Here is a 20860-nt window from a genome sequence, read left to right as displayed (position 1 = left end):
GTTCGGCAGTCCTTTTGCTCGCTCAACTGAAAAAAAATCCAAATGGGAGTGTCTTGTGGAAATTGCCTGTCTCGACCTGGAAGGGGTGCTGGTTCCGGAAATCTGGATCGCCTTCGCTGAAAAAACCGGTATTGAATCCTTGCGGGCCACCACCCGGGACATTCCCGACTACGACGTGCTGATGAAGCAGCGCCTGCGGATTCTCGACGAGCACGGCTTGAAGCTGTCGGATATCCAGGAAGTGATCGCCACCCTCAAGCCGCTGGAAGGTGCGATCGAGTTCGTCGATTGGCTGCGCGAGCGCTTCCAGGTGGTGATCCTGTCGGACACCTTCTATGAGTTTTCCCAACCGTTGATGCGTCAACTGGGCTTCCCGACCCTGCTTTGCCACCGCCTGATTACCGATGAAAATGACCGGGTAGTGAGCTATCAACTGCGCCAGAAAGACCCCAAGCGCCAGTCGGTGCTGGCCTTCAAGACCCTGTACTACCGGGTCATCGCTGCGGGCGATTCCTACAACGACACCACCATGCTCGGTGAAGCGGACCGTGGGATTCTGTTCCATGCACCGGAAAACGTGATCCGCGAGTTCCCGCAATTTCCCGCGGTGCATACCTTTGAGGACTTGAAGCGGGAGTTCATCAAGGCTTCGAATCGTTCGTTGAGCCTGTAAGTGATTTAGCGGGGCTGGATGCCTCGTCGCCAGCAAGCCCACCTTCGACCGTGTTTATCCTTTGGGAACGCAGTCGAAGGTGGGCTTGCTCACGATGAGGCCCTCGAAAAAGGGCTGTGCTTCAACGGCGCAAGCGACAAAAACGATCAGGGTAACAAGCAGTTGCGCCATGTGATCAGACGCTATCGTTGCGCTCCAGCACGGTCCACGGCGGTCAATTCAGGTTCTTTCCCTGGGATATGCGCTTACAGCCCTTCCAGCGTCTCCAGCAACACCCGCACCTTGGTCATCGATTCCTGGTACTCCTCTTGCCACTGGGAATCGGCGACGATCCCGCCGCCACCCCAGCAACAGACCTGGCCGTCCTTGACCAGCAGGCTGCGGATGGCGATGGAACTGTCCATCTCGCCGCGTACGTCAAGGTATAGCAGCGAGCCGCAGTACAGCCCGCGCCGGGTCGGTTCCAGTTCGTCGATGATCTGCATTGCACGGATCTTCGGTGCGCCGGTAATCGAGCCGCCGGGGAAGCTGCCGGCGATCAGGTCCAGGGCGTCTTTGTCGTCAGCCAACTCGCCCGTGACGCTGCTTACCAGGTGATGCACATTCGGGTAGCTTTCCAGGCTGAACAGCTCCGGCACCTTGACCGAGCCGGTGCGGCAGGTGCGCCCCAGGTCATTGCGCAACAGATCGACGATCATCAGGTTCTCTGCCCGATCCTTGGGGCTGGCCAGGAGTTCGGCGGCGTTGGCTGCATCCTCGTTGGGTGTTCGCCCTCGGGGGCGGGTGCCCTTGATCGGGCGGGTTTCCACCTGGCGCTGGCTGATCCGCACGAAGCGTTCCGGTGACAGGCTTACGACCGCGCCGTCATCCGGCAGGCTCTGGAAGCCCGAGAACGGCGTCGGGCAGGCGGCCCGCAAGGCGCAATAGGCGACCCAGGGATCGCCGTTGCACGCCGCGCGAAAGCGTTGGGCAAAGTTGACCTGGTAACAGTCACCCGCCTGGATATAGTCCTGGATCCGCGCCAGGGCCTGTTCATAGGCGGCGGCGCTCAGGTCTGGGGTCATTCGGCTGTGCAGCTTGAAGCTGGCCGGGGTGTGGGCGGCAGGGTGGCGGAACAGGTCCAGCAGCCTTTGTCGTTCGCTTTGCGGCAGTTTCGGGTGGAACACCAATTGGCTGGTGCGTGCCTGGTGGTCACTGATCAACGCCCAGGAGTAGAGGCCAAAACGTGCGTCGGGCAGGCCGATGTCATCGATTGCCTGCTGCGGGAGTTGTTCCAGGTGGCGGCCAAAGTCGTAGCTCAGGTAGCCGATCAAGCCGCCGGCAAACGGTAGTTCATAAGGCGCGGGCAGGCAGGCGTCACCCAGCAGCGTCAGGTTTTCCCTCAGGCGCTCCAGGAAATCGCTACCGCTTTCATCCGGCCACACCGCCAACGTTGCTTCCGGCCAGGCGCTGAGCAGGTCATAACGACCACGCTCGGCTGCCGGCCGGCCACTGTCCAGCAGCACGGCGCCAGGCGCATGGCGGATCGCCGCAAAATACTCGGCGGGGTTGGCGTGGTAGGGCAGCGGGTGTACGGAGCAGGTCGACATGCGGGGGTGTATCAGCCATGGGCGCGGGGGAGGGGATTGTAGTCCCCTGTAGGATTTGCTCCTAGAGGGGATGTCGGGGATTGTTGGTTGAGGGGCGCGGCCGGGTGGGTTATTCAGCCTTCTACCGGTGGAATATGCCCAAACATTTCCTGGGCAAACCGCACGCGTTCTTCAGCCGTTTCCGTCACGCCCGCCGCCTTCAGCTCTTCAAGGCGAGCTTCTACCGCATGGGTGCGCAAGGTCAGGCCGCAATCGTTGGCGATCTGGATATTCAGCCCCGGCCGGGCATTGAGTTCCAGGATCAGCGGGCCTTTTTCCTGGTCCAGCACCATGTCCACGCCGATGTAACCCAGCCCGCACAACTCGTAGCAGCCGGCGGCGAGTTTCATGAAACCGTCCCAGTTGGGCAGTTGCACACCGTCCACCGCGTTGGTGGTGTCGGGGTGCTTGGTGATGATGTTGTTCAGCCAGGTGCCGCGCAGGGTCAGGCCGGTGGCCAGGTCCACACCGACACCAATCGCGCCCTGGTGCAGGTTGGCCTTGCCGCCGGACTGGCGGGTCGGCAAGCGCAGCATGGCCATCACCGGGTAGCCCATCAACACGATGATGCGGATATCCGGCACGCCTTCGTAGCTGATGCTCTTGAAGATCTGGTCGGGTACCACGCGGTACTCGATGAGTGCGCGGTCACGGTGGCCGCCCAGGGAATACAGGCCGGTGAGGATGCTGGAGATCTGGTGCTCGATTTCCTCATGGCTGATGATCTTGCCGGACACAGTGCGATAGCGCCCTTCAAAGCGGTCGGCGATCACCAGGATGCCGTCGCCGCCGGCGCCCTGGGCCGGCTTGATCACGAAATCGCTACGGCCACCAATGATTTCGTCGAGTTTGTCGATTTCTTTCTCGGTGGAAATGATCCCGTACATCTCTGGCACATGGATCCCGGCCGCAATCGCCCGCTCCTTGGTGATGATCTTGTCATCGACAATCGGATACAGGCTGCGCTTGTTGTACTTGAGCACGTAGTCGGCATTACGCCGGTTGATGCCCATGATGCCCCGCGCCTCCAGGGCCTTCCAGGTCTTCCAGAACCCGAACATTACGAATCAGCCTTGAGGAAGGCCTTGAAACGCACCAGCTCGGTCAGGCGGTAGCCACGGTAGCGACCCATGGCCAGCATGAAGCCCACCAGGATCAACAGGATCGCCGGGAAGGTGAACACGAAGTAGATCAGCTCCGGCACGCTCATGATGATGTGGGCCAGGGACGCGGCGAACAGGGTGCCAATCGCGACTTTCATCGCATGGCCGCCACCGCGCTCTTCCCAGGTGATGGACAGGCGTTCGATGGTCATGGTCAGGATCACCATCGGGAACAGCGCCACCGACAGGCCGCGTTCCAGGCCCAGCTTGTGGCTGAACAGGCTGATGGCCGCAATCAGCACCACGACGAAGGTCAGCACCACCGACAGCCTCGGCAGCATCTGCAACTTCAAGTGCTCCAGGTACGAGCGCAGCGACAGCCCGAGCGCCGTAATCACGGTAAACAGCACGATGCCAAAGCCCAGCTGCGTCTCGCGAAATGCCAGGGCGATCAGCACCGGGGTGAATGTCCCCAGGGTTTGCAGGCCGATCAGGTTGCGCAGGATCAGGATCACCAGCACGCCAATGGGGATCATCACCATGATCATGAAGGTCTGCTGGGTTTGCAGCGGCAGGCCGTAGAGCGAGTATTCGAGGAAGTTGGCGTCGGTGTTCTCGTCCGTCAGCTTGGCCAGGCGGATCGCGTTCATCTCGCTGTTGTTCAGGCTGAAGGTCACGGCGGCTTTCTTGCCGCCATCGACGGTGATCAGGTTTTCATCGCCGGTCCACCACAGCAGGCGGTCCGAGGGCAGGCCCTGTTCGCCGGTTTCCGGGTTGAAGTACAGCCAGTCGTTGCCATTGAAGCTGCGCAGCCACAGCTCCGGGGTTTGCGGTTGGTCGGCCACCAGGCGGATGGTATGGACTTTTTCTACCGGCACGTGGGCGATGGACAGCAGTAACTCGACGATCTTGGCCTTGTGGGGCGTCGACGGATCGCCCGCCAGCAGCAGCTTGACGTTATCGTCGTTAAGGTTGTTGGTGCGCTTGATGGCTTCGCTGATAAACGTCTCGACATCGGCCGAGTGCTGGCGGATCGGTGCCAGCAGGGCCTCGGCGGCGATTTTTTCCGGGCCTTCCACGGCAATGCTGTCGCGGAAGGTCGGGCCCTTGACCTTGACCTTCTCGCCGCTGTAGCGCTTGGTCAGCACCAGGCGGTAGTAGAGGGTCTGGTTGCCCTTGGCGCGCCGGGCCGACCAGGTGACCTTGCGGTTGCCGTCGATGCGGTTGACGCTCACCCCATAGTTATTGGAGATGAAGCTCTCATTGAGGCTGACGAAGTCGCGGCTCAGGGGCGGCACGAACATCTGGACCTTGACCGGGTCCTTGGCATTGGCGACGAACTCGACCTTGGCGTCGATGTTCCACAGGTCGTCAGTGGCGTCTTCGGTCACCGGGATGCCGAGGACGAAGATCTGATAGGCCGTGACCGAAATGCCCAGTACCACCAGGACGGCGATCAGAATCTTCAGGTGCATAGTAAGAGAGCGCATTGGAATTACTCGGCGGTATGAGCGTCGGTGGCGCAGGCAGGTTTGCCCGCTGCGTATTTAAGACTGGGGTCGACCAGCGCATCAAAGCGTTTCAAGGCTTCGGAGCCGATCAGCAGCGGATATTGGAAGGCGCTGCGGTCAGTCAAGTTCACTTCGATGCTGCGTAAAGCGGTGCCCATGCAGATGTCCAGGGCAATCACCGGACGGGCGGTGTAGTTCTTGTCCTCATCGGGGTCGTAGTCGCCGGCGCGGCGCTTGATCTTGCTGACGCGGGCCAGGGGGCGCTCGATGGGGTGCGAATGGGCGGTGTCGATGGCCAGGTAGAAGCGGACCCAGGACTCACCATTGCGCTTGAAGCGCTTGATATCCCGGGCACTCAAGGACGCAGTCTTGGCGCCGGTGTCGAGCTTGGCGGCGACTTCCAGGTCAATGCCCGCCAGCTTGGCGTATTCATTGAGGCCGTAAACCGTCTTCTCGGCAGCGATGCCAAGGCCCGGAAACATCAGTAGGCAGAACAATAGGGGGAAGGGCTTGAGTCTCATAGATCCTGAGGCGGTGCAGTGCGATGTTTGATTCAAGGCGACTGGCATTGCTGCGCAAGCTCCCTCGTGCGCCTTTTCATCCGGAGATGTCAGGCAAATGCGGCGGGCATTCTAACATGAAGGTTTTCTGGCGCCAGCGCTGGCAGCCGGCCATGCCTTGCCGCGTGCAGAGCGGGTTATTAGACGATTGTCGACAATGTGCATTTATTCTTTGACTATCAGGGGCTGATTGGCTAGTTTTTGCGGAATTGCTTTTAAAGGTGTCGACAATCATGCTGGATCAGCTGGAAATTCCGGTGGCAGGGCAGGACGATTCCCAGACGATGTCCGAGAACGTCTTCCGTCGTATCCAGGCCGCCATCGTCAAGGGCGAGATAGCCCCCGGCAGCAAGATCTCTGAGCCTGAGCTGGCGCGCACCTACGGCATCAGCCGTGGCCCGTTGCGCGAGGCGATCCACCGCCTGGAAGGCCAGCGCCTGCTGGTGCGCGTGCCCCATGTCGGCGCGCGGGTGGTGTCCCTGAGCCAGGCGGAACTGGTGGAACTCTACGAAATCCGCGAATCCCTCGAAGGCATGGCCTGCCGCCTGGCCGCCGAGCGCATGACCGACGCAGAAATCGAGGAGCTGCGCCAGGTCCTGCACACCCACGAGCGCGATGCTGCGTTCCAGGCCGGTGTTGGCTATTACCAGCAGGAAGGCGACTTCGACTTTCACTACCGGATCATCCAGGGCGCGCGTAACCGCACCTTGACCCAGATGCTGTGCGGCGAGCTGTATCAGTTGGTGCGCATGTACCGCATCCAGTTCTCCGCCACCCCCAATCGTCCACGCCAGGCATTTGCCGAGCATCACCGCATTCTTGACGCGATTGCCGATCGCGACGGTGAACTGGCCGAGTTGTTGATGCGCCGTCATATCGGCGCTTCCAAACGCAATATCGCCCGTCACTTCCCCGACGGCGCCCCCTCGAGAGGTGAGTCATGAGTTCCGATAAAAACAGCACCCCAGGCCAGCGTTTCCGTGATGCGGTAGCCAGCGAACACCCGCTGCAAGTGGTCGGCGCGATCAACGCCAACCACGCCTTGCTGGCCAAGCGCGCCGGTTTCAAGGCCATTTACCTGTCTGGTGGCGGTGTCGCCGCGGGCTCCCTGGGTGTGCCGGACCTGGGCATCACCGGCCTGGATGACGTGCTGACCGACGTGCGCCGGATCACCGACGTATGCGACCTGCCGCTGCTGGTGGACGTAGACACCGGTTTCGGTTCCTCGGCGTTCAACGTGGCGCGTACCGTCAAGTCGATGATCAAGTTCGGCGCTGCCGCGATCCATATCGAAGACCAGGTGGGCGCCAAGCGCTGCGGCCATCGCCCGAATAAGGAAATCGTCTCGCAGCAGGAAATGGTCGACCGCATCAAGGCTGCCGTGGATGCCCGCACCGATGACAGCTTCGTGATCATGGCGCGCACCGACGCCCTGGCCGTGGAAGGCCTGGAGTCTGCCCTGGAACGCGCTGCCGCGTGCATCGAGGCCGGCGCCGACATGGTCTTCCCCGAGGCCATCACCGAGCTGGAGATGTACAAGCTGTTCGCCTCCCGTGTGAAGGCGCCGATCCTGGCCAACATCACGGAATTCGGCGCGACGCCGCTGTACACCACCGAACAGTTGAAATCTGCCGATGTTTCCATCGTGCTGTACCCGTTGTCGGCATTCCGCGCCATGAACAAGGCCGCCGAGAACGTCTACACCGCGATCCGTCGCGACGGCACCCAACAGAACGTGATCGACACCATGCAAACCCGCATGGAGCTTTACGATCGCATTGACTACCACACCTTCGAGCAGAAGCTCGACGCGCTGTTCGCCGCCAAAAAATAAGCGCAGCGCCTCCCAGATAACTACAAAATTGGAGAAGAACCATGGCTGAAGCAAAAGTACTCAGTGGCGCCGGCCTGCGTGGCCAGGTGGCCGGGCAGACGGCACTGTCCACCGTGGGCCAGGCCGGTGCCGGCCTGACCTATCGCGGCTACGACGTGCGTGAACTGGCCGCCGACGCGCAGTTTGAAGAAGTCGCCTACCTGCTGTTGTACGGCGAATTGCCGAGCCAGGCCGAGCTGGCGGCCTACAGCGCCAAGCTGAGCAAGCTGCGTGACCTGCCCCAGGCGCTCAAGGAAGTACTGGAGCGCATCCCCGCCGACGCCCACCCGATGGACGTGATGCGCACCGGTTGCTCGTTCCTCGGCAACATCGAGCCGGAACAAGACTTCAGCGTGCAGCGCGATGTCACCGACCGCCTGCTGGCCGCGTTCCCGGCGATCATGTGCTACTGGTACCGCTTCAGCCATGACGGCAAGCGCATCGACTGCGTGACCGACGAGCCGAGCATCGGTGGGCATTTCCTGCACCTGCTGCACGGCGAGAAGCCGAGCCCGCTGCACGAAAAAGTCATGAACGTGTCGCTGATCCTGTACGCCGAGCACGAATTCAACGCCTCGACTTTCACCGCTCGTGTGTGTGCCTCGACCCTGTCCGACTTGTATTCCTGCGTCACCGCCGCCATCGGCTCGCTGCGCGGCCCGCTGCATGGCGGCGCCAACGAAGCGGCGATGGAAATGATCGAGCGTTTCTCCTCGGCCGAAGACGCCGTGAAAGGAACCCTCGGCATGCTGGAGCGCAAGGACAAGATCATGGGCTTTGGCCACGCGATCTATAAAGACAACGACCCGCGTAATGAAGTGATCAAGGGCTGGTCGAAAAAACTCGCTGATGAAGTGGGCGACAAGGTGCTGTTCCCGGTCTCCGAAGCCATCGACAAGACCATGTGGGAACAGAAAAAACTGTTCCCCAACGCCGACTTCTACCATGCCTCGGCGTACCACTTCATGGGCATCCCGACCAAGCTGTTCACGCCTATCTTCGTCTGCTCGCGCCTCACCGGCTGGGCGGCGCATGTGTTCGAGCAGCGTGCCAACAACCGCATCATCCGTCCAAGCGCCGAGTACATCGGCGTCGAGCAGCGCAAGTTCGTGCCAATCGAACGTCGCTGAATGAGGAGACCGACAATCCCGAATTGGTAACCGAATCAGAAGTGTGGGAGCGGGCTTGCTCGCAAATGCGGGGTAACAGTCACTGAATGTGTTGAATGACACACCACATTCGCGAGCAAGCCCGCTCCCACATTTTGACCTCATTCCAATTCTGGGTCGGTACAGGTCTTCCTTCTGTAACTACCGTGACCGAGTCCTGACGATGAACACTGAATTTCGCAAACCGCTCCCCGGCAGCCGCCTGGATTACTTCGACGCCCGTGCGGCTGTCGAGGCCATCACCCCCGGTGCCTACGCCACGCTGCCCTACACCTCCCGCGTGCTCGCCGAAAACCTGGTGCGCCGCTGCGACCCGGCGACGCTCAACGCGTCCCTGAGCCAGTTGATCGAACGCAAGCGCGACCTCGACTTCCCCTGGTTCCCGGCCCGTGTGGTATGCCATGACATCCTCGGCCAGACCGCCCTGGTGGACCTCGCCGGCCTGCGTGATGCCATCGCCCTGCAAGGGGGGGACCCGGCCCAGGTCAACCCGGTGGTGCCGACCCAACTGATCGTCGACCACTCCCTGGCGGTCGAGGCCGGTGGTTCTGACCCACAGGCCTTCGAGAAAAATCGCGCCATCGAAGACCGCCGCAACGAAGACCGTTTCCACTTTATCGAGTGGACCAAAAAGGCCTTCAAGAACGTCGATGTGATCCCGCCGGGCAACGGCATCATGCACCAGATCAACCTGGAGAAAATGTCCCCGGTGATCCAGGTGCGTGACGGCGTGGCCTTCCCGGATACTTGCGTCGGCACCGACAGCCACACCCCCCACGTCGACGCCCTGGGCGTGATCGCCATTGGCGTCGGCGGCCTGGAAGCCGAAAGTGTGATGCTTGGCCGCGCGTCGTGGATGCGCCTGCCGGAAAGCGTTGGCGTCGAGCTGACGGGCAAGCTGCAACCGGGCATCACCGCCACCGACATGGTGCTGGCGCTGACCGAGTTCCTGCGCCAGCAGAAAGTCGTCGGTGCCTGGCTGGAGTTCTTCGGTGAAGGCGCTTCGGCCCTGACCCTGGGCGACCGCGCCACCATCTCCAACATGGCCCCGGAATACGGCGCCACGGCGGCGATGTTCTACATCGACGCGCAGACCATCGCCTACCTCAAGCTCACCGGTCGCGAAGACGAACAAGTCGCCCTGGTCGAGCAGTACGCACGGCACACCGGCCTGTGGGCCGATGACCTCAAGGGTGCGCAATACGAGCGTGGCCTGAGCTTTGACCTGTCCAGCGTCGTGCGCAATATGGCCGGCCCGAGCAACCCGCATGCACGTGTGGCTACCAGCGACCTGGCGGCCAAGGGCATTTCCGGGCAATGGGATGACGTGCCGGGGCAAATGCCCGACGGCGCGGTGATCATCGCTGCCATCACCAGTTGCACCAACACCAGCAACCCGCGCAACGTGATCGCCGCCGGCCTGCTGGCGCGCAATGCCAACAAGCTGGGGCTGGCTCGCAAGCCGTGGGTCAAGTCATCCCTGGCCCCTGGTTCGAAAACCGTGGCCATGTACCTCGACGAAGCCGGGCTGACCAGCGAGTTGGAGCAGTTGGGTTTTGGCGTCGTTGCCTTCGCCTGCACCACCTGCAACGGCATGTCCGGTGCACTCGACCCGGTGATCCAGCAAGAAATCATCGACCGCGACCTGTACGCCACCGCCGTGCTCTCGGGTAACCGCAACTTCGACGGGCGCATCCACCCGTACGCCAAGCAAGCGTTCCTGGCGTCGCCACCGCTGGTGGTGGCCTACGCGATTGCCGGCACTATCCGTTTCGATATCGAAAAAGACGTACTGGGCCTGGACGCGAGCGGCAAGGAAATCCGCCTGCAGGACATCTGGCCGAGCGACGAAGAAATCGACGCGGTGGTCAAGGCATCGGTCAAGCCTGAGCAGTTCCGCCAGGTCTACATCCCGATGTTCGCGATCCATGAAGACACCGGCCCGAAAGTCACCCCGCTGTACGACTGGCGCCCGCAAAGCACCTACATCCGTCGTCCGCCGTACTGGGAAGGCGCCCTGGCCGGTGCGCGTCCGCTCAAGGGCATGCGCCCGCTGGCGGTGCTGCCGGACAACATCACCACTGACCATCTGTCGCCGTCCAACGCGATCATGCTCGACAGTGCCGCCGGCGAATACCTGGCGAAAATGGGCCTGCCGGAAGTCGACTTCAACTCCTATGCAACACACCGTGGCGACCACTTGACCGCCCAGCGCGCGACCTTTGCCAACCCCAAGCTGTTCAACGAAATGGTCCAGGAAAACGGCAAGGTCAAGCAGGGTTCCCTGGCGCGCATCGAACCCGAAGGCCAGGTCACGCGGATGTGGGAAGCCATCGAAACCTACATGGAGCGCAAGCAGCCGCTGATCATCATTGCCGGCGCCGACTACGGCCAGGGTTCGTCCCGCGACTGGGCGGCCAAGGGCGTGCGCCTGGCGGGTGTGGAAGCGATTGCCGCCGAAGGCTTCGAACGCATCCACCGCACCAACCTGGTGGGCATGGGCGTGCTGCCCCTGGAATTTTTGCCGGGCACCGACCGCAAGACTCTGCAGATCGATGGCAGCGAAACCTATGACGTAATCGGCGAGCGCACCCCGCGTGCGCAGTTGACCCTGGTGATCAACCGCAAGAATGGCGAACGTGTCGAAGTGCCAGTGACCTGCCGCCTGGACACCGCCGAAGAAGTGTCGATCTACGAGGCGGGCGGCGTGTTGCAGCGTTTTGCCCAGGACTTCCTGGAATCGGCGGCGACCGCCTGAAGAGGATAACCATGACACACGTAGCGCAAATCAAGATCGCCGCCACCTACATGCGTGGCGGCACCAGCAAGGGCGTGTTTTTCAACCTCAAGGACTTGCCCGAATCGGCCCAGGTCCCGGGGGCGGCGCGCGATGCCCTGCTGCTGCGGGTGATCGGCAGCCCCGACCCCTATGACAAGCAGATCGACGGCATGGGCGGTGCCACGTCGAGCACCAGCAAAACCGTGATCCTCGCCAAGAGCACCCGCGCAGAGCATGACGTGGACTACCTGTTTGGCCAGGTGTCCATCGACAAGCCTTTTGTCGACTGGAGCGGCAACTGCGGCAACCTGTCGGCAGCGGTGGGTGCATTCGCCATCAGTGCTGGCCTGGTGGACGCTGCGCGTATCCCCTCTAACGGCGTGGCCGTGGTGCGGGTTTGGCAGGCGAATATCGGCAAGACCATCATCGCCCATGTGCCGATCACCGACGGCGCGGTGCAGGAAACCGGCGACTTCGAGCTGGATGGTGTGACCTTCCCGGCGGCCGAAGTGCAACTGGAATTCCTCGACCCGGCAGCCGAAGAAGAGGGCGGCGGCGGTTCGATGTTCCCCACCGGCAACCTGATCGACGACCTGCAAGTGCCGGGTGTCGGTACCTTCAAGGCGACGCTGATCAACGCGGGGATCCCGACGATTTTTATCAACGCGCAAGACCTCGGCTACACCGGCACCGAGCTGCAAGGCGCGATCAACAGCGATCCGAAAGCCCTGGCCATGTTCGAGACAGTGCGGGCCCATGGGGCGTTGCGCATGGGCCTGATCAAGCACTTGGACGAAGCGGCCCAGCGCCAGCACACACCGAAGCTGGCGTTCGTGGCCAAGCCTGCGGATTACCTGGCTTCCAGTGGCAAGGCGATCAAGGCCGGTGATGTGGACCTGCTGGTGCGGGCGCTGTCCATGGGCAAGCTGCACCACGCGATGATGGGCACGGCGGCGGTGGCGATTGGCACGGCGGCGGCGATTTCCGGGACACTGGTCAATCTCGCGGCGGGCGGTGTGGAACGCAATGCCGTGCGCTTCGGGCATCCGTCCGGCACCTTGCGCGTGGGCGCAGAGGCCAGCCAGGTCAACGGCGAATGGGTGGTGAAGAAGGCCATCATGAGCCGCAGTGCGCGGGTCTTGATGGAAGGCTACGTGCGCGTGCCCGGCGACGCATTCTAAAGCCGGCCCCAATGTGGGAGCGGGCTTGTGTGGGAGCGGGCTTGCCCGCGAAAGCAGTGGGTCAGTCAATGTCAATGTTTGCTGGGCCGACGTCTTCGCGAGCAAGCCCGCTCCCACACAAGCCCGCTCCCACAGGGGGCTAGCGGTGGCTTCTCGATTTTTGTATTAGAGCAGGCGAGAGACCTGCCACAAACGACCAACCCTGAGCCTGAGGAAGGAACACACCCACCTATTTTGGAGTACTGCCATGAGCGCCAACGTCGACCAGAACAACCGCCCCGACTATGACCAGGTTTTGCAGGACATCGCCGATTACGTCCTCAACTACCGCATCGACTCCCGGGACGCCCTGGACACCGCCCGCAACTGCCTGATGGACACCCTCGGCTGCGGCCTGCTGGCCCTGCGCTTCCCTGAGTGCACCAAGCATTTGGGACCGATTGTCGAAGGCACAGTGGTGCCGTTCGGTGCCCGGGTGCCGGGTACGTCCTATCGCCTGGACCCGGTCAAGGCCGCGTGGGACATCGGCTGCATCGTGCGTTGGCTCGATTACAACGACACCTGGCTCGCCGCCGAATGGGGCCATCCTTCGGATAACCTCGGCGGCATCCTGGCCGTTGCCGATCACCTGTCACAAAAACGCGTGGCCCATGGCGAGGCGCCGCTGACCGTGCGCGCGGTGCTGGAAGCGATGATCATGGCCCACGAAATCCAGGGCGTGATTGCCCTGGAAAACTCCTTCAATCGCGTCGGCCTCGACCATGTGCTGCTGGTCAAAGTCGCCTCTACGGCGGTCTGCGCCAAGTTGATGGGTGCCAATCGTGAGCAACTGCTGGCGGCGTTGTCCCAGGCGTTTGTCGATGGGCAGGCGCTGCGCACTTACCGTCACGCGCCGAATGCCGGGTCGCGCAAGTCGTGGGCGGCGGGGGATGCGTCGAGCCGTGGCGTGCGCCTGGCGGATATCGCCCTGCGCGGCGAGATGGGCATCCCGGGTGTGTTGAGCGCGCCGCAATGGGGTTTTTATGACGTGCTGTTCAGCCACACCAACAAGGACCTGGCCCTCAAGCCTGAGGACAAGCGCGCGTTCAGCCTGCCCCAGCCCTATGGCACTTATGTGATGGAAAACGTGCTGTTCAAGATCAGCTTTCCCGCCGAATTCCACGCCCAGACCGCCTGTGAAGCCGCCGTCACCTTGCACCCGCAGGTCAAGCAGCGCTTGCATGAAATCGAGCGCATCGTGATCACCACCCACGAGTCGGCCATTCGCATCATTTCCAAGGTCGGCCAACTGGCTAATGCGGCCGACCGCGACCACTGCCTGCAATACATGACCGCCGTGCCCCTGGCGTTTGGCAACCTGGTGGCCGAGCAGTACGAAGATGAATTCCATGCCGCGCACCCGATCATCGATGAGTTACGCAAAAAAATGGTCATCGTCGAAGACCCGCGTTACAGCCGCGAATACCTGGAAGCTGACAAGCGTTCCATTGCCAACGCCGTGCAGGTGTTTTTCACCGATGGTTCGAGCACCGAACAGGTCGCGGTGGAATACCCGATTGGCCATCGTCGGCGCCGGGCGGATGGCATTCCGTTGCTGGAAGACAAGTTCAAGGCCAACCTGGCGACACGTTTCACTGCGCAGCGCAGCGCTGAGATTTTTGCACTGTGCAAGGACCAGGCAAGGCTGGAAGGGACGCCGGTGAATCAGTTTGTGGATCTGTGGGTGATGTAATAAAAGCCGCTGCGAGGTGGCAGGATTTGCAGTCGACACACTTTGCCAATCGTATGTCCTACATCTTCGGAACCGTCTTCAGATAATTGCCAATCAGGTAGCCAGATGACCTTTTGTACCGGGTCGTCTGGCAAGCAATACCTGTGAATTAAATGAGAGGTTCGCCATGACTAGCGTAAACCAGCAGCAGTACGCGCCCTACCACGGCTATGAAATGCCCTCCAAGCCTGCATCCGCGCAGCCAGAAAACAGTGCCAAAACCCAGACTCCCGGCCAGACTCCAGCAGATTCAGCATCCCCTCGAAAGCCTATGACTGCACAGCAGCGCGGGCAGTTTGCGACCCACAAGGGCTTGGTCAACTCACCGTCATCTGCGACCAATACCGCCCCGGCCCAGCTCGCACAGCTTTCCCAGCAAAACAATCAGCTGCGCGACCAGCTTAACCAGTTGGTGGCCAAGTTCTCGCCGATAATCACCGCGCTGCAGCAGCAAGTGGCTGAGCTGGCTCAGCAAGTCAACACGATGCAAAAACCGCAGAAAGAGGACGCTCCATCCAATCAGGGCGCGGGTGAAAAACCAGCGGCTCGGCAGGACAACACAGCGGTGCAGCAGGACGGAACAGCGCCTGCAGCATCGGCCCGCGCAGAAAGTACGCCGGCTTCAGGCCCCGAAGCGCCGGGTAATCTTGAGCAGTTGACTGCTGAAAACGACCAACTGCGTGAAACGGTCGAGCGGTTGCAAACCCAGTTCACGACGGTGGTTACCAGGCTGCAAGAGCAGATCCAAGCGTTGAGCCAGAAAATAACGGGGGCCGGTACTTCCGCAAATCAGGCTCCTAGCGCAGGCCCGAAGGCTGACAGCAATACCGCGGCGGACTCTGCGCCGGCTGAGCAAGCGCCCCGTGCCAAGGACGCCACCCCATCGGCCCAGGCCGATGAAGCCACGGCGCCGTCGGCCCGCAGTGTTGATGATCTTATGCGCGAGAACGAGCAATTGCGCGCTCGCATCGATCAAATGATGACTGAGTTCACCCAGGTGATTTCCCAACTGCAACAGCAAATAGCGCAATTGAGTGCCCAGGTCAAAGCCCAGTCGAAGTAAGGGCAAACGCGTCGATAAGGGGAGGCTGGGCCTCCCTGTTGGCTGCTTGCCGATTCACTCGAACCGCAGGATCACCCGTCGGTTGTGCTTGCTCTTCTTCTCGATTTTTTCGCAGAACACCCGACCGATTTCCTCGGTGTTGACCACATGGGTGCCGCCACACGGCTGGATATCGATGTCGGCAATTTCTATCACCCGTACCGCGCCCTGGATCACCGGAGGCGCGACGGCCTGGGTGCGGGTGATTTGCAGCAGGGTGGAGTATTCGGAGGCCGGCATCGACAGCGACTTGACCCCATGGGCCTGCTCGATCAAGGCATTGAGGTCGCGGGTGATGCTTTCCTTGTCGAGGGTCATTTCCGGCAGGTCGAAGTCCAGGCGGCCCTTATCGGCGCTGATGCTGCAACCGGTTACCGGTGCGTCGATGATCGAGCACAACAGATGCAGGCAGGTGTGCATTTTCATGTGTTGGTAGCGACGCTCCCAGTCCAGGCCGGCATCTACCTGTACCCCCGCACGCAATGACTCGGGGCAGTGTTCCACTTGGTGCCAGATGATCGAGCGCAGGACCGGGTCGCGTACGGTGCCGGCCACATTGACCCGGCTGCCGTCCGGCAGGGTGAAGTAACCGGTATCGCCGGGTTGCCCACCGCCGGTGGGGTAGAACAGCGTGTGTTCGAGGGCCACGCCCTGTTCGCTGACGGCGATTACCCGGGCGCTGAAGGCGTTCTGGTAAGGCGCGCTGTCGAACAGCGCCAAGGTTTCCATGGTGTGTACGGACATGTTCATCCTCCAACGATCAGTGGGCTGGTTTGCAGCAGGCGCCGCACCATTGCGCTCAGCCCGGGTGGGGAGAGCAGGGTGACCTCGAACCTCGGTCCGCACACCTTCAGGTTCAGCGGCAGGCGCGGGGGGTAGGTGGGGGCCTGCAGCGTGCGCAGGCGAAACTGCAGGTGATGACGCTCCTTGACCGTGGGTTCCAGCACCAGGCCTGACAGTGGGTGGAAGTCGGCATCCAGCACCGTGACCCGGTGGCTGATGTTGACTTCGCCGACCACGTGCAGGCGCTCGTCGAGGGCAAATGCCCCGAGGTAATTGCTGGCGTCAGCTTCGTCGTTTTTCTGCAACTGGATCTGGTTGACCACCTTGACCTTGGTGCCCGCGGGCACGTCCTGGGTGATGACACAGGAGGGGCTGATAAACACGTTGTCGCCAATCAGCACATACCCGAGCACCCTCGCGCCCGCGCCGACTTCCACGTTGTTGCCCAGGCGTGGGTGACGCTTGCCGTCCGGGTTGTTGGCGATGCCCCGGGCGCCCAGGGTCACGCCACACAGGATGTAGCAGTCATTGCCGATCTCGCAGGTCTCGCCGACCACCGTGCCAAAGCCATGATCCAGAACGAAGCGCCGGCCAATGCGGGCGGCGGGGTGGATTTCGGCGCCGGACAGGATCTTGCCCTGGTTGCTCAACGTCAGCGCGATCGCACAGAACTGGCCGTGGGCCTGGTCGGGTAGATTCCATACCCGATGCGCCAGCCGGTAATACAGCACGGCCTTGAATGAGGCGTAAGACTCCAGGATCAGTTCGCCGCGGCCCCTGGACGCCGGATCGCGCCAGGCATAGGCGATCAAGTCCTCGGCCACCTCCTGCGCGGCGGGCTGGATCAACGCCGCCAGGTGTGGCTGCAACTGTGCCATCTGCGCCGGCGACAGGGTCTTGATGAGGTGGGTCAGCAGCTCATCGTGCAGCTGTTGCATGTCGATAAAGCCTCCCATGGAAGGCACCCCCGTAATTGTCGTTATTCGAAGCAGGGCAGATAACTGTCGGCGCTGTCGTACACCATGGTCAGGACGACGGTGTCGGTGGGCAGTTCCGGTGCGAGCTTGGCGATGGCCACCATATTGGCGGCCGACGACAGCCCCAGGCTGATGGCATCGGTACGCATGATGCGTTTCATCATTTCCAGGCAATCGAGGCGCGAGACCTTGAGCATGCCGTCCAGCACGTTCAGGTTGAGAATGCTCGGGATCAGGCCGATGGACAGGCCCTGGATATGATGCGGCGCATGGCTATCACTGAGCAGGTCGCACTCCTCGGGCTCCACGCCCATCACGCGGATCTGCGGCCAGGTGGCCTTGAGGGTTTCACCGATCCCGGTGATGTGGCCCCCGGTGCCTATCCCGCTGACGAAATAGTCGACCTGGCGCTCGCCAAAGGCACGGATGATTTCCGGGGCGGTGGTGTCGCGGTGGGTCTGGGGGTTGGCGCCGTTGCGCTGTTGGTTGAGCATGACGAAGCTGGGGTTTTCCAGCTGCAACTCCATGCACTTTTCGCCATGGGAGTTGTTGCCCAGGCGGCTATCGGACAGCACCACCTTGGCGCCATACAGGCGCAGCAGCTTTTGCTTTTCGGGGCTGTAGTTGTCGGGAATCACCAGCACCACTTTGTAGCCCAGCACGTTGCCGGCCATCACCAGGCCGATGCCCGTGTTGCCACCGCTGGGTTCGATGATGGTTTGCCCCGAATCGCGAATCAGGATGCCCCGGCGCTCGGCGTCGAGGATCATTCCCAGGGCAATCCGTGCCTTGTGGCTACCGCCCGGGTTCAGGGATTCAAGCTTGGCGAAGACCTCGATACCGAGGTCTTCGGAGAATTGTTCCAGGCGCACGATAGGCGTTTGGCCAATGGCGTCGAGTATGGAGTTATGCAGCATCGGATAAGTACCCCAAGGCCTGTGGTCAGTACAACGGCATGTCGGGTTCGACGTCGCGTACCCAGTGTTTCATGCCGCCTTGCAGCACCCGGGTGTTGGCAAAGCCTGCGGCCAGCAACGTACTGGCGGCTTGCTCGGCGCGGCTGCCGGCATAGCAGATCAGGTAATGGGTGTTGTCACGGCTGAGGGTATCGAGTTGCTCGTCGAGCTGGGCCAGGGGGATGTGCACCACACCGGGCAGTTGGCAGACCTCCAGCTCGCTGGCGTCGCGTACATCCAGCAGGATATCGGCGCTGCGGCGCTGCTCCAGCAGTTGCTTGAGCACCTGGGGCTTGATGTAGTGCTCTTCTGCCAGGCCCTGGGTGCTGCGGAGGGTATCGGCACACACGGCGGCGGCGGGTTGGTGTTCTTCACGCAAGTCGGAACAGCACGGGCAGTCGGCGCGGCGCTTGAAACGCAGTTCACTGAATTTCATGGCCAGGGCATCAAAGCGCATCAACCGGCCGGACAAGGATTCGCCGAGGCCGATCAACAGCTTGATCGCCTCGGTGGCCTGGATCATCCCGACCACACCGGGCAATACACCGATCACCCCACCGGCGCTGCAATTGGGCGCCAGTTCCGCGGGTGGCGCGTGGGGGTACAGGCAGCGGTAGCAGGGCCCGCCTTGATAGTTGAACACGCTGATCTGGCCGTCGAAGCGGTAGATCGCGCCGTACACCAACGGCTTGCCCAACTGTACGCAGGCATCATTGACCTGGTAGCGGGTCTCGAAGTTGTCAGTACCGTCGATCACCAGGTCGTAGGCGCCGACCAGTTCCAGGGCGTTGTCGGCATTCAGCGCGGTGTCGTAGGTGTTGATCCGGATATGCGCGTTGAGGTCCTGCAGCCGGCGCTTGGCGGATTCGACCTTGGGCAGGCCCAGGGTGCTGTTGCCGTGCACGACCTGGCGTTGCAGGTTGCTGCTTTCCACCACATCGAAGTCCACCAGCCCCAGGGTGCCGACGCCGGCTGCGGCCAGGTACAGGCTGATGGGCGAGCCCAGGCCACCGGTACCGATGATCAGCACCTTGGCTTTCTTCAGGTTCAGTTGCCCTTCGCGGCCGACGCCGGGCAGGGTGATATGGCGCACATAGCGCTGCACTTCCTCGTTGCTCAGGGACTCGATGTCCATGCCGCCGGAGGTGGCGAGCAGCACTTCGATCCTGGCCTTCTCGGGCAGCGGCTCGTCGGGATCGATCAGTTCTTCCCCAGCCGTGAACAGGAAATGTTCCTTGAGTCGACCGTTGTTTTCGTGGAACAGGTGTGCCCGTAGCTGCGGGTAGCGGGCACAGAGGCCTTCAATGACTTCGCGCAATGTCGATCCGGCACCCTCGAGGGTCGATTCTGGCAACTTGGCCACACGGGCCAGGATGTCGGGGAAAGAGACAGCGTTCATGTACAACTCCGTTTGCAGGTCGTTGAAGGGGGTGAGGGCGAAGTGCGTGCCATCCCAGGCAAACAGCTTCGACCCAAGGGCCTTGCCCTGGCGAACATCCACCACCAGGTAGCTGACGGGGTAGATCGGTTCCCCCATGTAGAGGGCCTTGTCCTGATCCTCGTCGCTGAAATAGGCACCGACATCCGGGTGGGAGTGGTAGATCACCACCACCGGGTTATCCGTGCGAAAGGCCTTGTTCATCAGCAGCGTGTCGGTCACCGAGAAGGTGTAGCCGTTGGCCGCGCTGCGGGGGTAGGCCTCGGGGTTCTTGCGGTGTAACTCGTTCTGGATATTGCTGCCCAGGTACACACTGCCGTCGGCGAAGACAAAGCCGCAGCACTCTTCGGGGTAGGTGCTGCTGGCGTGGGCGTAGATCTGTGCCAGGGCGGTTTGGCGGAGGACGTCCATGTTTCTCTCGCGTGGTGGGGAAAGGGTCAATTGGGTTTTGCCAGCAGCTTTTCGATCGGCAACTTGGTGATGGCAAAGCCTGCCAGCAGGATCGCCGAATACAGCATCAGGTCCCGGGACAGTTCCAGGCCTTCGTACCAGGCGCCGATGATCACGGCGAACACCGGGAAAATAATGAAGACGAACGACAGGATGATCGGGCTCAGGCGCTTGAGCAGCATGAAGTACACGATAAACCCACCAACTGAGGCCACCAGGCCCAGGTAGAACAGGGCGCTCCAGGAACGCAGGGTAATGGCCTCGAAGGTCGGTGATTCAAACCACAGCCCGGCGACGAACAGCATCAGCCCGGCAATCCCGATGGGTAGGGTGTTGTAGGTGATCACACTGATGGCGCTGCCTTTTTGCTTGGTAATGACATAGCACAAGGCATGCATGATCGCGGCGCTCAGAATGGCCAGGACGCCAAAGAACTCGGCATGGTCAAGGTGCAGCCCCTGGCTCTTGATGATCATGTACAGGCTGGCGAAACCGATGCCGATCCCCACGACCTGGGAAAAGTAGATGCGCTCGCGCAGGAACAGCGCGGAGAAGATCAGGATGAACACCGGCATGCAACTGAACAGCAGGGCGGTGAGGCCGGACGAGACGTGCATCTCGCCATAGTTGAGCAGGTAGTAGGGCACGCTGAAATAGCAAAGGGTCACGAACACAAAGAACCAGCGGCTTTCCCGTGGAAACAGGATCGGCTCGCGACGCAGGAAGGCAAAACACAGGAATAGCGGGAAGGCGATCAAAAAGCGCAGGCCCGCCGACGTCAGGGGCGGCACGCTTTCCACGGCGATCTTGATCCCCAGCCAGGTGGTGCCCCAGCTCAGGCAGACAATCAGGAACATCACACTGGTGATCAGGCCAGCCAGCCATTGTTTGGGGGATTTGGTTTTT

The 20860-nt window shown here is 61.7% G+C and carries 17 protein-coding genes; 8 read left to right on the top strand and 9 right to left on the bottom strand.

Annotated features, from left to right (window positions below; genetic code table 11):
- Positions 1–55 precede the first annotated feature (55 nt).
- Positions 56–673 carry a bifunctional phosphoserine phosphatase/homoserine phosphotransferase ThrH gene (gene thrH / locus AC19YY_RS15555; protein ID WP_029298307.1) on the top strand — a complete coding sequence of 206 codons (618 nt, stop codon included), beginning with the start codon at positions 56–58 and terminating at the stop codon, positions 671–673.
- Positions 674–918: 245 nt separating this feature from the next.
- Here thrH and pabB read toward each other — a convergent pair whose 3' ends face one another.
- The 4 genes from pabB to rloA all read right to left on the bottom strand — a co-directional run bounded on the left by pabB (position 919) and on the right by rloA (position 5436).
- Positions 919–2262, bottom strand: a complete 1344-nt coding sequence (pabB, locus tag AC19YY_RS15550) for an aminodeoxychorismate synthase component I (protein WP_500604462.1) — start codon at positions 2260–2262, stop codon at positions 919–921.
- 113 nt (positions 2263–2375) lie between these two features.
- Positions 2376–3362 carry an alpha-L-glutamate ligase-like protein gene (locus AC19YY_RS15545; protein ID WP_170057719.1) on the bottom strand — a complete coding sequence of 329 codons (987 nt, stop codon included), beginning with the start codon at positions 3360–3362 and terminating at the stop codon, positions 2376–2378.
- Positions 3362–4894 carry an osmotic stress tolerance membrane protein RloB gene (gene rloB, locus AC19YY_RS15540; protein WP_169954258.1) on the bottom strand — a complete coding sequence of 511 codons (1533 nt, stop codon included), beginning with the start codon at positions 4892–4894 and terminating at the stop codon, positions 3362–3364. The genes AC19YY_RS15545 and rloB overlap by 1 nt, the downstream gene beginning before the upstream one ends.
- Positions 4895–4899: 5 nt before the next feature.
- On the bottom strand, positions 4900–5436 hold the full coding sequence (gene rloA, locus AC19YY_RS15535) for a retropepsin-like aspartic peptidase RloA (RefSeq protein WP_038442340.1): 537 nt from the start codon (positions 5434–5436) through the stop codon (positions 4900–4902).
- A 272-nt stretch (positions 5437–5708) separates the two neighbouring features.
- On the opposite strand from rloA, the gene AC19YY_RS15530 reads away from it, so the two are divergent.
- The 7 genes from AC19YY_RS15530 (at position 5709) to AC19YY_RS15500 (ending at position 15311) form a co-directional block, all read left to right on the top strand.
- Positions 5709–6419 (top strand): GntR family transcriptional regulator, encoded by a 711-nt coding sequence (locus tag AC19YY_RS15530; protein ID WP_169954257.1) that lies wholly within the window; start codon positions 5709–5711, stop codon positions 6417–6419.
- Positions 6416–7309, top strand: coding sequence for a methylisocitrate lyase (gene prpB, locus AC19YY_RS15525; protein WP_169954256.1), 894 nt, complete (start codon positions 6416–6418; stop codon positions 7307–7309). Before AC19YY_RS15530 ends, prpB begins: the two co-directional genes overlap by 4 nt.
- 41 nt (positions 7310–7350) lie before the next feature.
- Positions 7351–8478, top strand: coding sequence for a bifunctional 2-methylcitrate synthase/citrate synthase (gene prpC, locus AC19YY_RS15520; protein WP_500604461.1), 1128 nt, complete (start codon positions 7351–7353; stop codon positions 8476–8478).
- A 202-nt stretch (positions 8479–8680) separates the two neighbouring features.
- A complete protein-coding gene (gene acnD / locus AC19YY_RS15515) occupies positions 8681–11275 on the top strand; it encodes a Fe/S-dependent 2-methylisocitrate dehydratase AcnD (RefSeq protein ID WP_500604460.1) in 2595 nt (864 codons plus the stop codon).
- A gap of 11 nt (positions 11276–11286) precedes the next feature.
- On the top strand, positions 11287–12477 hold the full coding sequence (gene prpF / locus AC19YY_RS15510) for a 2-methylaconitate cis-trans isomerase PrpF (protein WP_169954253.1): 1191 nt from the start codon (positions 11287–11289) through the stop codon (positions 12475–12477).
- Positions 12478–12724: 247 nt separating this feature from the next.
- Positions 12725–14209, top strand: a complete 1485-nt coding sequence (gene prpD / locus AC19YY_RS15505) for a 2-methylcitrate dehydratase (protein WP_500604459.1) — start codon at positions 12725–12727, stop codon at positions 14207–14209.
- 166 nt (positions 14210–14375) lie between these two features.
- Positions 14376–15311 carry a hypothetical protein gene (locus tag AC19YY_RS15500; protein ID WP_500604458.1) on the top strand — a complete coding sequence of 312 codons (936 nt, stop codon included), beginning with the start codon at positions 14376–14378 and terminating at the stop codon, positions 15309–15311.
- 54 nt (positions 15312–15365) lie between these two features.
- Here the strand turns inward: AC19YY_RS15500 and AC19YY_RS15495 are convergent, their stop codons facing one another.
- Genes AC19YY_RS15495 through AC19YY_RS15475 form a run of 5 tightly spaced genes read right to left on the bottom strand, consistent with a single transcriptional unit; the run spans position 15366 to position 20835 of the window.
- On the bottom strand, positions 15366–16094 hold the full coding sequence (locus AC19YY_RS15495) for an alanyl-tRNA editing protein (RefSeq protein WP_500604457.1): 729 nt from the start codon (positions 16092–16094) through the stop codon (positions 15366–15368).
- Between the two features lie 2 nt (positions 16095–16096).
- On the bottom strand, positions 16097–17089 hold the full coding sequence (locus AC19YY_RS15490; RefSeq protein WP_169954249.1) for a serine O-acetyltransferase: 993 nt from the start codon (positions 17087–17089) through the stop codon (positions 16097–16099).
- Positions 17090–17112: 23 nt separating this feature from the next.
- The gene (locus AC19YY_RS15485) at positions 17113–18027 is read right to left on the bottom strand and encodes a PLP-dependent cysteine synthase family protein (protein ID WP_172313222.1); all 915 of its coding nucleotides are present in this window, start codon (positions 18025–18027) and stop codon (positions 17113–17115) included.
- 25 nt (positions 18028–18052) lie between these two features.
- Positions 18053–19915 carry a molybdopterin-synthase adenylyltransferase MoeB gene (gene moeB, locus AC19YY_RS15480; protein WP_500604456.1) on the bottom strand — a complete coding sequence of 621 codons (1863 nt, stop codon included), beginning with the start codon at positions 19913–19915 and terminating at the stop codon, positions 18053–18055.
- Between the two features lie 26 nt (positions 19916–19941).
- Positions 19942–20835: a DMT family transporter gene (locus AC19YY_RS15475; RefSeq protein ID WP_170043384.1), complete on the bottom strand. Its 894-nt coding sequence runs from the start codon at positions 20833–20835 to the stop codon at positions 19942–19944.
- Positions 20836–20860: the final 25 nt, after the last annotated feature.

This window comes from Pseudomonas sp. MF09156 (assembly GCF_059862305.1).
This window is presented reverse-complemented; position numbering and strand designations above follow the sequence as displayed.